Source organism: Armatimonas sp., assembly GCF_043757465.1.
Taxonomy (GTDB): Bacteria; Armatimonadota; Armatimonadia; order Armatimonadales; family Armatimonadaceae; genus Armatimonas.
Genome location: NZ_JAYVPL010000106.1, coordinates 1 through 13,039, shown reverse-complemented (window position 1 = coordinate 13,039; position 13,039 = coordinate 1). Strand labels below are relative to the sequence as shown.

The window sequence follows — 13,039 nt, the reverse complement described above, 5'->3', positions numbered from 1 at the left end:
CCTGCTGATATTCTGGAGTGGCTCGTGAATGATACACTCCTGACTCAAATATTCTACTACTGAAAATGTAAGTGAGGTTTGTTATGCGATTATCTTTACGCGTTGTTGGGAGTGCTGTAGCGGTTGGCCTAGTGGCCTGTCTACCACATCAGGCTTTGGCTCAGACCGCTATCTCGGGAGTTGCTGTCGGCAATCAGAACTTTAACGGAACTTTGGGGCAGTTTTTCACTATCTCATCCGCTCCTCTCACGGTTACTTCACTTGGTGCTTTTGACGGCGAGTTTGCGGGGTTCGCGGCAGGAACCACAATCACCGTGGGAATCAGCAACGCAACGTACACGACGATTTTTACGCAGACTACTTTTACCCAAGGTGCTCCCGGAGCTCCGGGCTCAGGTTCATTTACTTTCAAAAGTACTGGCCCTACGGTTCTACCCGTTGGTAACTATTTGCTTTTCGCCTATGGCTATAACTCCAATGATCAGAACTTCAACTCAGGAGGAGCGCCAACTCCATTCACGCTCAATACCTTTGCAGGAACTGTTAGCTATGGTACAAGTGCTTTCTCAGCGACTCCAAATACACTGCCAACGGTGAATGAACCGGTAGTCGGACGTTACGGAGCAGCAAGCTTTATCGCCACTACCCCAGTAGTACCTGAGCCGGGTACACTGGCTCTCCTTGGGCTTGGAATGATCGCCGGTGTTGTCGCACGCCGTCGCCGCGCCTAGAATCAGGGAAACCTCACTAATCAGTCTCCTCCCCAAATGGTGGGGAGACTTTTTGTGTTTGTCTACTCTCGGATCCGCTCTAGCAAGCGGATGCGCTTGCGGACACTCGCTGGGGTCACCGTGAGTGGTGCGCCCTGCCGGATCGAGTGCCACAGATCTGAGTAGAACGCGCCCTGGAGACGCTCGAAGCCCTCTTCGCATTCGTAGCTGGCACTCTGCCACTCCAGATTTTCGTGGTTGTAGGAGCGATCCGGGGTTGAGGCACACTCCACAGGACGCGCAACATGGGTGCGCCAGTCTACCCACTTCCACTCCAGTTTGTTGCTCGTGCCCTTGAGCCCCCCCGACGTCCCCATCACTAGCCACTTGTCCTGAGGATACGGACAGGTCGCGGCAAACTCAATGTCCAGTGTGAAGGCTTCGGGGTGGCGCAGGGTGGCGCGAACATGATCCGCCGTGTCGCCTGACGCGAGGGTTTGTCGCATATCACTCCAGATCTCTAGGCTCTCGACATTGTCCACGCCCACGGTTTCGTAGAGGCCCAGTGCTTGGTCTAAGATATGCGGCCCATTGTTGTGAAGCTGCCCTCCCCCAAACTCGGAAAGTGTCTGCCAGTCCCAGCGCCGTCCGAAGCCGTGCTGAGCAATTCGAATATGGACAATCTTGCCCAGCACGCCGCTGGAAATAATCTCTTTTACTTTAACGTAACTATCTTCGTAGCGCCGGTTCTGGAACGGCACTACGAGCTTGCCTGCCGCTTTTGCCACCACGATCATGCTGTCCACTTCCACGACACTCAGCCCGAACGGCTTTTCACAGACCACATGCTTTCCTGCCTCCAGAGCGGTGACTGCGTTTCGAGCGTGATCCCGGTTGTAGCTCGAAACCACGATCAACTCGATCTCCGGGATCGCCACCAGCTCCTCCACCGAGGTCACCGCCGTCACGCCAAGTTCCCTGCCCGTCTCCGCTGCACGCACGCCGTTGATGTCGGCTACCGCCACTAGCTCGTATGTCTGTTGTAGCTTCTCAAATGCCTTGCAGTGGATGCCGTAGCCACTGCGACCCAGCCCTAAAACTCCCACACGAATTCTTTCCATGAAGGTATAATGCTACACATGAAGCGAAGAGACCTTCTTAAAAATGTAGCCACAGTGAGCGTGGCAACAGCAATGGGTGCGACGGTAGAGCCAATCGCGGCTCCCGCAGCGATGACGGCGGCGACGATGATGGGCGTGCCCTTTGAGAAACGCGATGTGGTTCGCATCGGGTTTATCGGCTGCGGCGGACGCGGCGGCGGGCTCTTCAATGATCTTCTCAATATCAAAGGGGTCGAGTTCAAGGCGGTTTGTGATGTCGTCGCTGCCCGGGCGGAGAGCTTTGCCAACCGGGCGGAGAAAGCCGGGCAGAAACGTCCCCAGGTCTACGGTGCGGGCAATCATGACTACGAGAAGCTCTGCGCCCGTGAGGACATTGACCTCGTCTATATCGCCACTCCTTGGGACTGGCATGTCCCGATGGCGGTCTGCGCGATGGAACACGGCAAACATGCCGCCGTTGAGGTACCTGCCGCCATAACACTTGCGGACTGTTGGAAATTGGTGGAGACCAGCGAGCGCACGCGCAAACACTGTATTCAGCTAGAGAACTGCTGCTACGGCTACACGGAGCGCATGGTGCTCAATATGTGCAAAAAGGGTATTTTCGGGGAGCTGGTGCACGGCGAGGCGGCTTACAATCATGATCTTCGGAGTCTTCTGCTTGCGGACTCTGGGGAGGGACTATGGCGACGAGCGCCTCATATCACCCGCAACGGCAACCTCTACCCCACCCACGGCCTCGGCCCGGTGGCGCAGTACATGGGCGTGCATAATGGCGACCGGTTCACACGCCTCGTCTCCATGAGCAGCCAGTCTGTCGCACTGGCCGAGTACCGAGACTCCCACGTGCCCGCGGATAGCCCCAAGCGCAAAGAGGTCTACAAGTGTGGTGATATGAACACCAGCCTGATCCAGACCGCACAGGGCCGTACAGTTATCCTGCAGCACACCGTCACCCTTCCGCGCCCCTACTCCCGTCTCAATGTCATTGAAGGCAGTAAGGGAATGTTCATGGACTACCCCGCACGCTTCTATGTGGAGGGCCAAAAAGGCGGCGAGGATTTTGTCGGCACCGAGGTGTACAAGCAGTACGAGGATCCGCTCTGGCAGAAGGAGGGCGACATGGCCCGTAAGCTAGGCGGCCATGGTGGGATGGACTACATCATGAACTATCGCGTCATTGAGTGCTACCACAACGGTCTTACCCCGGACATCAATGTCTACGATGCCGCCGCCTGGAGCGCTCCCGGCCCACTCTCCGAGGACTCCATCAAGAAAGGCAGCTCGGGCATTCTCTTCCCAGACTTCACACGCGGAAACTGGAAATAGGCCGCCTCTCCCGTCTCAGTAGCGGCAGCTCGAAGCCGTAGGTGAGAAGTGCAGCAACCATCAAGGAAACCACCCCGGCCACAAGGGTGAAGCGTATCCGCAAACCCTCATCCGTCACTTTCCATGGCTCAGTGATCCCCATCACTTTCTGCAAGAGTGTCGCAACCAGCGTGTGCCAGAGATAGAGATTGTAGGAGATCGCCGCCAGAAAGCGCAGCAGTCCCCCGCAGCGCAGCGGCGTCAGCGCTCCCCCCACCGTGGTGAGCAGCAGTAGCACTGCAAGCGGAAGCCGAATCGCCGCCTGATAGCTAGTCACTGCATCATGCCCCTGATTGTGACTATCGGACAAGCGAAAGAGCCACAGCAAAGCCGCAAGCCCAGCCACTAAAAGTAGGCTCCAGGTAGGATGCGGCCTCAGACGTTTTTGCAGCACAACCACGAGCGCCGCCGCTGCCATTCCCCCTCCGAAGAGATCCAGAAAGCCCGGAAGCTGGTTCATCTGCATTGTGTAGCCCCGTCCCTCCATGCCTCCCAGCACCACCCAGCGACGGTAGAAAAAGGCAATCAGCGCGAGTAGCAGCCAGCCCAGCAAGGGGCCGATCAGCGGACGTCGGATAAACAAGACTGCAAGCAACGGAAAGAGTACATAGAACTGTACCTCGACTCCTAACGACCAGAAGACCCCGTGGATCGAGCCGTAGGTCTCGAAAGTCAGCGGGTGCAGAAAGCTCAGGTGGGAAAAAAAATGTAGCCAGAAGTTTGCAGCCACTTCTTTTTCAGGAATTAAGAGCAGTGCGGCCACCAGGCACAGCCAATACGAGGGCAAGATCTTGAGTGCCCGACGTGAGAAGTAACGACGGAGTCCTGGCCACTTTCCAGAACGTGCCAAAGGCCAGTAGAGGCAAAAGCCACTCAGAAAGAAAAATATCTCCACCCCAAGATAGCCACGCCGAGGCAGACACTCCAGCCAAGGCAGTTTCTCAAGCGGGTTCCACCAGGACTTCTGCCAGAGGTGAAACAGCACCACGAGAGCGATGGCTAGCCCACGCAGGCCATCGAGTACCTCCAGCCGATTCTCTGTTTTTTCGTCTCTGCGCACAAACTATAATACCGGGAAAAATTACACGGAACCTGAACCTATTTGTCTCTGTAACCATCTATAGAAAAGCCATGCTCCGAAGTATTACTTTGTTTGCGATCGGCCTGCCCCTTGTTGCTCTTACAGCGGCGGCAGCCCTTCCCCAGAAAAAAACCGCTCCTAAGAAGCCTGCTGTCATCACCAGCCAAAAAACAACCAAGACCACTTCGGCAGGGACGGCTGCTTTTGAGCGGGAGGTGCTGCCGCTGGTGCAGAAGTACTGCGTGGGCTGTCACACGGCCCCCAAGGGCTCGGGCGGGATCAACCTGAGCGGCGAAAAAAACTTCGCTGCAGCTCTCAAAGGCCGCGTCTCCTGGGAGCGTGTTGAGGCAGCGGTGCTTGAGAAACGCATGCCACCTGCGGGAGTTCCTCAGCCCAGTGATGCGGAGCGCAAGAAGATCGGGCAGACACTGGAGAGCTTATTCTCCCAGGCTGACTGCCAGATCAACGACCCGGGCCGCGTCACCATGCGGCGATTAAACCGCGCGGAGTACAACAACACCCTGCGTGATCTCTTGGGCGTGGATCTGCATCTCGCCGATGCCTTCCCCAACGACGATGTCGGCTATGGCTTCGACAATATCGGCGATGTGCTCTCGCTCTCGCCGCTGCTCATGGAGAAGTATATGAGCGCAGCCTCAAAGGCGAGCCGAGCCGCGATTATCGCTCCAGAGGATAAGCCCAGCTCAGTAAAAATTCTCGCGGGACAGCTCAAGGGCCCCGGCAGCGTGACAGGCGAGGGCTACTTGCTCTCAAGTAACGGTGAGGCCAGCTCCGAGTTTGACTTCCCTGCTGCTGGCGATTACACCATTATTGTGCGAGCAGGCGCCAGCCCAGCGGGCCCTGATATTGACCTTCCCAACAAAAAGCGCGGCCCGGAACCCGCCAAAATGAGAATCAAAGTAGGGGGGAGTTTCGCCAAGGAAGTGTCCGTGACCACGGGGCCGAACAATCTGCAACCCTACAAGGCATTAGTCGCCATTGAGCAGCCGGGCAAGCAGAAAGTCGGCGCGGAGTTCCTCAACGACTTCTATGATGAAAAGCTCCCCCCCGAGCGGCGTGATAGAAACCTCACCGTGGAATCTATCGAGATTCAGATTCCTGAGGAAGTTCAGAAGCGGACGATCAAGCGGGAGCTGCCTTTTTCGCACCGCAAATTGGTTATTGAGACGCCCGATGACAACACCGACGCGGAGTGGGATCGCGCTGCAAAGGCGGTTCTGACTCCCATCGCCCATCGTGCCTTCCGTCGGCCTGTCACCAGCGATGAGGTGAAGCGTCTGGTCGGGCTCTCGCGCATGGCGAAAAACCAGAAGCAGTCGTTTGAGAAGGGCATTCAGTTCGCCCTCCAGGGAATTCTGGTCTCGCCGAGCTTCCTCTTCCGCCCGGAGCCCGATGCCAAACCCGATGATCCCAGCTTCCGGCGGCAGCTTAACGACCACGAGCTGGCAACGCGCCTCTCGTATTTTTTATGGTCGTCGCTGCCTGATGATGAGCTCTTAGCGCTTGCGGATCAAAAAAAGCTCCAGGCTCCTGGTGTTTTACTCGTACAAGCCAAGCGCATGCTCAGAGACCCGCGCTCCCGGGCGCTGGCCGATAACTTTGCCGGCCAGTGGCTCCAGTTGCGAAAAGTGAGCGTGGTGCAGCCCGACACGGCACGCTTCCCGGCCTTCAACGAACCGCTACGACAGGCCATGCGCACGGAGCCCGAGCTGTTCTTCACGGGCATTGTCCAGGAAGACCGCAGCATCCTGGAGTTTCTGGATGCGGACTACTCCTATCTCAATGAAACTCTGGCCAAGCACTACGGCAACTCTAGTGTGAAAGGCTCGGAGTTTCAGCGGGTTCCTGTGCCACCGGGCCAGCGGGGTGGCATTCTCTCCATGGCCGCCGTGCTCACCCTCACCAGCAACCCGGGGCGCACATCGCCGGTCAAGCGTGGAAAGTGGGTTCTGGAAAATCTTCTGGGGACGCCGCCACCTCCCCCACCGCCCAATGTCCCCGAGCTCGATAAGCCCGGCGGGCCGATTGTCGCCGAGACGCTCCGCAAGCGGCTGGAGATTCATCGCAAAGACCCGGCCTGCGCCAACTGCCACACCCAGATGGATGCCATCGGGCTGGCGCTGGAGAACTACGATGCGATTGGGAAGTGGCGTCTGGACGATGATGGGAAGCCCATTGATGTGTCGGGAGTGCTTCCTGATGGCAGTAAGTTCGACGGCCCCAAGGAACTCAAAAAAGTGCTACTCGGCAAGAGGAGCCAGTTCACCAAAGCCATGACCGAGCGCCTGCTCACCTACGCCCTCGGGCGCGGGGTCGAGCGTACCGATAAATGTAATCTGGAGGCCATGGCCAAGACCGTGGAAGCCAAGGGCTACAAGTTCTCCGCAATCGTGGAAGCAGTGATTACCAGCCAGCCGTTCCGTGAGCGGCGCGGCGATGAATCCGGCAAGAAAATTTAGCAAGGTATAATTCAAACTATGAACGATGCAAGTATGACGCGACGGACTCTCCTTCGGGGAGCGGGAGTGGCGCTGGCACTGCCCTGGCTCGAAGCAGTCGCTTTTGCGCAGACGGGGAAGAGTGCGGGCGAAGCGCCGCTACGCATGGCGTTTCTGTTCGTACCCAATGGCATCAACATGGCGCACTGGACTCCTGAGGGCGAGGGGGCTTTGGGCGCACTGCCGCACACCCTGGAGCCATTGGCGGGCATGAAAGAACACTTCAACGTGCTCACCGGGCTTACTCAGAACTGGGCCTTCGCCCACGGCGATGGCGGCGGTGACCATGCGCGTTCGGCGGCGGCCTGGCTGACCGGCTGCAAGCCCAAGAAGACCAGCGGCGCGGATATTAAAGTGGGCCTCTCGGCGGACCAGCTCGCGGCGGCCAAGAAGGGCCAGCTCACGCGCTTCCCCAGCCTGGAAATTGGCTGCGAGCGCGGTGGCCTCGCGGGCGACTGCGACAGTGGGTACTCGTGTGCCTACTCCAATACCATCTCCTGGCGCACCGAGAACTCCCCGATGTCCAAAGAGACCGAGCCACGCCTCGTGTTTGAGCGGCTCTTCGGGGGCGAGGATGCCAGCGAGAGCGCCGAGGCACGGGCACAGCGCAAGCAAAACGACAAGAGTATCCTGGACTTTGTGCTCGAAGACGCCAAGTCGCTCCAGGGACGTCTCGGGACCCATGACCGCCATAAGATGGAGGAGTACTTCACGGGCATCCGCGAGATCGAGCGGCGCATGGCGTTCTTGGAAAAAGCGGGCAAAGAGACAGGCGTCAGCGGAGAATCGCTGAAGGCGCGAATGTCGGGAGGCCTTCCTGACTACCCCGATCACGTGAAGCTTCTGGGCGACATGATGGTGCTGGCGTTTCAAGCCGATATCACCCGCATCTCCACATTTATGTTCGCCAATGAGGGATCGAACCGCGCCTACAAACAAGTCGGTATCAACGATGGGCACCACGAGACATCGCACCATGGACGTAGCCCTGAGAAGCTGGAGAATCTCAAGAAGATCAACCGCTTCCACGTGGAGCAGCTCGCTTATATTCTAGGCCAGATGCAGAACATCAAAGAGGGTAACCGAACACTTCTGGACAACACGATGCTTGTCTACGGCGGCGGCATCAGCGACGGCGACCGGCACAACCACGATGATTTACCGCTCTTGTTGGCGGGTGGTGGCGGCGGGACGATTGCAGGCGGGCGGCACATCAAGTACAAGAACGGCACCCCAATGACGAACCTGCTCATCACCATGCTGGATCGCTTCGGGGTTCCCGGCGAGACCCTAGGCGACTCGACCGGCAAGGTTCAGCAACTCTTTTAGGAACTCGCCCCCATTCATGGGGGCGAAGGTTTTTCGTGTTAAAATAGAGGCCAATGGCACGTAAGAATCGCTTGGCCGATGCATTTAAGGAGAACTTCAACGTCGTCGGATTGGCGGGTGCAGCAGGACTCTCACTGGCATTTCTCAATCCTCTCCCCCTTCTGATAGGAGTCGTTGCGGAAGTGGGGTACCTGCTCTTTGTCCCCGATTCCCGCTGGTACCAGAAACGTCTCTCGCAGCGCTTCGATGCGGAAGTGACTGCGCGGCGCGTGAAGCTTAGAGAGCAAGTTTTTCTTGTGATCTCAGAGAATGTTCAGGAGCGCTTTACGCGCCTGGAGGACATCCGCACGCAGCTCGATGGCCACGCCCTCTCCAAAGAGAACTGGATGCGGGAGGTCTGCCGCAAGCTAGACTACTTACTGGAGAAGTTTCTGCTCTTTGCACGGCGTGAGGTGGAGTTTGCGCAGTATCTCGAAAATGTCTACGCCGAAGTCGTTGTGGGCCTCAAAGGCAAGCGTCGCGATAAAGAGGGGCCGCCGATTCCCAACGAGGACCGTTCACGGCGCATGGTCACCACCATTCAGGAGCGCTTCGATGAGGAAATCGCGCAACTCGAAGGCAAGCACGACGAAGATAGCAACACCCAGGCAGTTTTGGACAAGCGCAGGGAAGTGCTGACCCAGCGTCATGAGTATGTTGGGCGAATCGGGCGAATTCTGACCAACTTAGGCCACCAGATGCAGCTTCTGGAGGACTCCTTCGGGCTTATCAATGACCAGATTCGGGCGCGGCCCCCGGAGCAAGTTCTCGCCGATATCGAGGGTGTGGTCACTCAAACGGATGCGATGACCAATCTTTTAGATGAGATTGCGGCCTATGATGACATGTCGCACCGTCTTGATTTATAATGGTAACGAGGTAGAACGCTAATCTATGCCAATTGCTGATAAATTTCGTAAAGCTGTCGGGCTTTTCGTCACGATGGACGAGCCGAAGTCCGAAGCCCCCCGTGCGCTTAATTTCTCGGAGCCCGCACCATCGCCCACGCCGCATGGCAATACTCCCAGTGCCGAGATGACGGAGCTGGATCGTAAGCTGGCGGAGATTGAGAAAAAATCCAAGGCAATCGGGACAGGCTCACAAGCGCCCCAGACCGTCGAGCAGCTCGTGCGCCAGAGCGATGGTCCCAACTTGGACGAGATCAAAGTCTCCGCGGAAGAAACATCCGGAGCGCTCTTACCCAATGGCAATGTGGATGTACAGGCGATCTATGCCGGAGCCAAGCTGCCCACGGTCACTTTTGGGGCGGAGCAGACCCGCGAGCTGCTCTCCAAGCTCCCTAATGGGCTCTCACTGGACATGCAGCGCCAGATGGTCGCCGCCACCCTCACCACGATGGGCGCGACCATGGGAGCCAGCGCCGAGACCATTGTCGCCGATGCCTCCCGCAAGCTCGCCGCCCTCGCGTCCTACATCGAGGACCTGCGAAAAGTGACCACGGAGCGCATGAGCTATGCGCAGGCGGAGATAGAGGCTCTGCAAGCGCGGATTACGGAGCAGCAGGGCATTATCGCCAGCACGCAGCAGCAGCTCACCACCGCACAGGCACAGTGTGAGGCGGAGGCCGATAAAATAGACGATATTTTGGAGTTTTTCAGCCTGGACACAGGCCCCTCAAAATATGCAGCGAGCGTGCAACCATCCGCAGTATCAGGGTTCTGATTCCGTTGTAGAAAATTAAGGAAACGAAAAATGGCACAACTAACTCCCGCAGGAAAAGCGGTTATCTTAGCTCTTGTGATCGGCGGTGCCGTCGGTGGCTACCGACTTTTTGGCAGCAAGCTGATTCCCAAAGCTCCCGATAAAGTCTCGGTATCAGGGACAAAGATTGTCTTACCCGACGGCAGTACCCCTGCTCCCAGCACCGGGGTGGGCGATCTCAACGTCGCCATGCCCGGAAAAGAAGCCGGCTGTACCAATCTCCCCGAAGTGCGCTTGCTCGGCTATGCCTGGAACGCGCACATGGGCCTGCACTTTGCCAACGGGGGACCACAAGCCACGCAGGGAAGCCTGATGTGTACGAATGGCGTCAATTTAAAATTTGCACGCCAGGACATGAACGACAAGCTCACGGAAGCGCTGGTCAGTTTTGCAACCAAGCTCTCGCAGGGCGATAAAAATCCCAGTGTTGGAGCGCACTTTGTGACCGTGATGGGCGACGGCTCGGCAGCCTTTCTCAAGGGCGTGGACGATGCGCTCTCAAAAATCGGGCCGGAGTACCGCCCCAAAGTAGTTGGGGCGATTGGCTTCTCACGAGGCGAGGACAAGTTCATGGGGCCTGCCGACTGGAAACGCGACCCACAGTCGGCACGCGGTGGCGTGATTGCGGGCGTCTTGCGCGACGGTGACTGGAATATCGCGCAGAAGTGGATCGGCGATAACGACCTCAAGACCAACCCCGACGAGAAAACCTACGACCCGGATGCGATCAACTGGATCAATACGAGCGACTACTTAGACGCGGGTGAAAAGTACATCACCGGCTACACCGAGGAGCGGGCCGTGGTGCGCAACGGCAAGAAGACCGGGCAGACCATGAAGATCAAGGTGGACGGCGTCGTGACCTGGACTCCCGGCGATGTCAATGTAGCGCAGAAGCGTGGCGGCCTGGTCTCGATTGTCTCCACCAAGGAGTACGCCAGCCAGATGCCCTGTGTGGTGATCGGGGTGGACAAGTGGTGCAAAGCGAACCGCCCGATTGTGGAAGGCTTGCTCAAAGCCGCGCTCGCAGGCGGTGAGGCCGTACAAAAGAGTGATCAAGCGCTCGGGCAGGCAGCGGAGATCAGCGCCGTGGTCTACAAAGAGAGCGATGCAGCCTACTGGAAGAAATACTACAAAGGCGTCACGGAGAAAGATAAGACCGGCCTGAGTGTCGAGTTGGGCGGCTCGCGTGCCAACAACCTCTCCGATGCGGCCTTCACCTTCGGACTGGCCCAAGGCTCCGCGAACCTCTACTCGGCGGTCTACAAAGTCTTTGGGGATCTCGTCGTCAAACAGTACCCAGAAATCGTCAGTGGCTACCCCTCGGCAGATCAAGTGCAGGATCTCTCCTATCTGAAAGCCATCCTGGCAAAGGCGGGTTCCGGGGCGGTCAAGGCTGGCGACACCACTCTTGTCGCCAAGATCAAGCCTACACAACCGGGCAAACCTGCTGATGGCGAGGGCTCCAAGAGCAAGTGGAATATCCCGTTTATGACAGGGCGTGCGGAGTTCGATTCGAAAGCGGTTCAGGATCTTGAGAAGCTCAAGCGTAACCTTCTGGTTGCCTCAAATATGTCCGTGGAGATTCAAGGTCATACAGACAATGTTGGTGACCCGACTAAGAACATGCAACTCTCGGAGGCACGCGCCTTTGCCGTAAAAACCTGGCTGGAAAAACAAGCCCCCGCAAACTTTAAGGGACGTATCTCCGTCTCGTCGTACGGACAGACAAAACCTATTGTCCCTAATACGACGGATGCTGGACGCGCACAGAACCGGCGTGTTGAGATTGTGCTAAGAACCAACTAAACATGCTCCGGGCCGTAAACGGCCTGGCAAGGTAAATTATGGGAATTTTCACGCCTAATAAGGTCATCTCCCCGGCAACATTTCGCTTGATTCTTCTCGGGGAGGCGGCGCTCTTTCTGGTGCTCTGGCTCGCGTCGCCCTTTAAAGTCCTGCCACGCCCCGGAGAGGTTTTTGTGGCATTGGGAGAGCTCTGGCGTGGAGGAATCGGGCAGGAGCTGATCGTCAGCTTCGGGCTATTTATGCAGGCACTGGCGCTCTCCACCGTGATCTCCACAAGCCTGGCATATCTCACCGTGATCCCGGTCTTTCGCCCCCTGGCACTGGTAGTGTCGCGTGGGCGATTTCTCTCTCTGGTAGGCTTCTCGGTGGTCTTCACCTTGATGCTCGGAGGGGACCGGCCGGTCAAGCTTGCGATGCTCACGCTGGGGATGAGTGTCTTTCTGCTCACCTCCCTACTCTCGATCATCGCCGAGATCCCTCGGTCGCAGTACGACTACGCCCGCACGCTCCGGCTCTCCGAGTGGCGCGTGGTCTGGGAGGTGGTGATCCGGGGGACAATAGACAAAGTCTTCGATGCCGTGCGACAGAACGCGGCGATTGCGTGGACGCTCTTGCCGATGGTGGAGGCGCTCTACCGTAGCGAGGGCGGGCTGGGCGTGGCGCTGGATATTCAGCGCAAGTACTTTCACATGGACAAAGTCTTCGCCATCCAGCTCATTGTGCTCTGTGTGGGATTATTTCAAGACTACGCCGTGGGCCTGGTCCGGCAGATCATCTGCCCCTGGGCCGATCTTAACAAGGAGCGGAGCGACGCATGAGTACCCCAAATAACAACTACGAGATGCGCGAGACGCTTCTCAAGCTGGAGAGTATTTCTCATAGCTACAATGGCCGTCCGATCTTAAAAGATGTCAATGCGGAAGTCAAAAATGTCCATATTCCCGGGCGGCAGCAAGGCCAGATCATTGGACTGCTCGGACCGTCGGGTGTTGGAAAAACCACGCTCTTCCGCATCCTCGCAGGGCTGATGGAACCCACAAGTGGGAAAGTCTTGCTAGGAGCCGATGCCCATCCCGTGAAGCGCGGCACTGTGGGCGTGGTCGCGCAGGACTATCCCCTCTTTGCCCACCGCACGGTTCTCTCTAATTTACTGGTCGCCACGGACAACGATGCGGCCAAAGCAATGAGCATGCTGGAGCGCTTTGGGATGGGCGAGCATGCCAAGAAGTACCCCATTCAGCTCTCTGGCGGCCAGCGCCAGCGCGTCGCCATCGCCCAGCAGCTGCTCTGCTCAGAGTTTCTGGTTCTTATGGACGAGCCGTTCTCGGGCCTCGATCCCGT

11 protein-coding genes are annotated in these 13,039 nt (G+C 57.7%); 9 read left to right on the top strand and 2 right to left on the bottom strand.

Going from position 1 to position 13,039, the window contains the following annotated elements:
• Positions 1-155 precede the first annotated feature (155 nt).
• Positions 156-731, top strand: a complete 576-nt coding sequence (locus ACH2ED_RS13910) for a PEP-CTERM sorting domain-containing protein (RefSeq protein WP_395092140.1) — start codon at positions 156-158, stop codon at positions 729-731.
• A gap of 62 nt (positions 732-793) precedes the next feature.
• On the opposite strand, the gene ACH2ED_RS13905 is transcribed toward ACH2ED_RS13910, so the two are convergent.
• Positions 794-1,831 carry a Gfo/Idh/MocA family protein gene (locus ACH2ED_RS13905; protein ID WP_395092139.1) on the bottom strand — a complete coding sequence of 346 codons (1,038 nt, stop codon included), beginning with the start codon at positions 1,829-1,831 and terminating at the stop codon, positions 794-796.
• An 18-nt stretch (positions 1,832-1,849) separates the two neighbouring features.
• On the opposite strand from ACH2ED_RS13905, the gene ACH2ED_RS13900 reads away from it, so the two are divergent.
• Positions 1,850-3,160, top strand: a complete 1,311-nt coding sequence (locus ACH2ED_RS13900) for a Gfo/Idh/MocA family protein (RefSeq protein WP_395092136.1) — start codon at positions 1,850-1,852, stop codon at positions 3,158-3,160.
• Here ACH2ED_RS13900 and ACH2ED_RS13895 read toward each other — a convergent pair.
• Entirely contained in the window at positions 3,138-4,259 is a 1,122-nt protein-coding gene (locus ACH2ED_RS13895) for an acyltransferase family protein (RefSeq protein ID WP_395092135.1), read from the bottom strand. The genes ACH2ED_RS13900 and ACH2ED_RS13895 overlap by 23 nt on opposite strands.
• Positions 4,260-4,330: 71 nt before the next feature.
• Between ACH2ED_RS13895 and ACH2ED_RS13890 the strand changes: the two genes are divergently transcribed.
• The 7 genes from ACH2ED_RS13890 to ACH2ED_RS13860 all read left to right on the top strand — a co-directional run.
• Positions 4,331-6,760 (top strand): DUF1592 domain-containing protein, encoded by a 2,430-nt coding sequence (locus ACH2ED_RS13890; RefSeq protein ID WP_395092133.1) that lies wholly within the window; start codon positions 4,331-4,333, stop codon positions 6,758-6,760.
• Between the two features lie 18 nt (positions 6,761-6,778).
• Entirely contained in the window at positions 6,779-8,128 is a 1,350-nt protein-coding gene (locus ACH2ED_RS13885; protein ID WP_395092131.1) for a DUF1552 domain-containing protein, read from the top strand.
• Between the two features lie 53 nt (positions 8,129-8,181).
• Positions 8,182-9,036, top strand: coding sequence for a hypothetical protein (locus tag ACH2ED_RS13880; protein ID WP_395092129.1), 855 nt, complete (start codon positions 8,182-8,184; stop codon positions 9,034-9,036).
• A gap of 25 nt (positions 9,037-9,061) precedes the next feature.
• Complete coding sequence (locus ACH2ED_RS13875; protein ID WP_395092128.1) at positions 9,062-9,850, top strand: hypothetical protein; 789 nt, start codon at positions 9,062-9,064, stop codon at positions 9,848-9,850.
• Between the two features lie 30 nt (positions 9,851-9,880).
• The gene (locus ACH2ED_RS13870) at positions 9,881-11,698 is read left to right on the top strand and encodes an OmpA family protein (protein WP_395092126.1); all 1,818 of its coding nucleotides are present in this window, start codon (positions 9,881-9,883) and stop codon (positions 11,696-11,698) included.
• Positions 11,699-11,736: 38 nt separating this feature from the next.
• Positions 11,737-12,516, top strand: coding sequence for an ABC transporter permease (locus ACH2ED_RS13865; protein WP_395092123.1), 780 nt, complete (start codon positions 11,737-11,739; stop codon positions 12,514-12,516).
• Positions 12,513-13,039: ATP-binding cassette domain-containing protein (locus tag ACH2ED_RS13860; protein WP_395092122.1), on the top strand; the 527-nt coding region annotated here is incomplete at its 3' end. The genes ACH2ED_RS13865 and ACH2ED_RS13860, both read left to right, overlap by 4 nt.

What these genes read in the sequence shown, in the direction of transcription:
- ACH2ED_RS13890 (WP_395092133.1), top strand. Translation starts at nt 4,331, where the DNA reads ATGCTCCGAAGTATTACTTTGTTTGCGATCGGCCTGCCCCTTGTTGCT.
- ACH2ED_RS13905 (WP_395092139.1), bottom strand. Translation starts at nt 1,831, where the DNA reads ATGGAAAGAATTCGTGTGGGAGTTTTAGGGCTGGGTCGCAGTGGCTAC.
- ACH2ED_RS13870 (WP_395092126.1), top strand. Translation starts at nt 9,881, where the DNA reads ATGGCACAACTAACTCCCGCAGGAAAAGCGGTTATCTTAGCTCTTGTG.
- ACH2ED_RS13885 (WP_395092131.1), top strand. Translation starts at nt 6,779, where the DNA reads ATGAACGATGCAAGTATGACGCGACGGACTCTCCTTCGGGGAGCGGGA.
- ACH2ED_RS13900 (WP_395092136.1), top strand. Translation starts at nt 1,850, where the DNA reads ATGAAGCGAAGAGACCTTCTTAAAAATGTAGCCACAGTGAGCGTGGCA.
- ACH2ED_RS13880 (WP_395092129.1), top strand. Translation starts at nt 8,182, where the DNA reads ATGGCACGTAAGAATCGCTTGGCCGATGCATTTAAGGAGAACTTCAAC.
- ACH2ED_RS13875 (WP_395092128.1), top strand. Translation starts at nt 9,062, where the DNA reads ATGCCAATTGCTGATAAATTTCGTAAAGCTGTCGGGCTTTTCGTCACG.
- ACH2ED_RS13865 (WP_395092123.1), top strand. Translation starts at nt 11,737, where the DNA reads ATGGGAATTTTCACGCCTAATAAGGTCATCTCCCCGGCAACATTTCGC.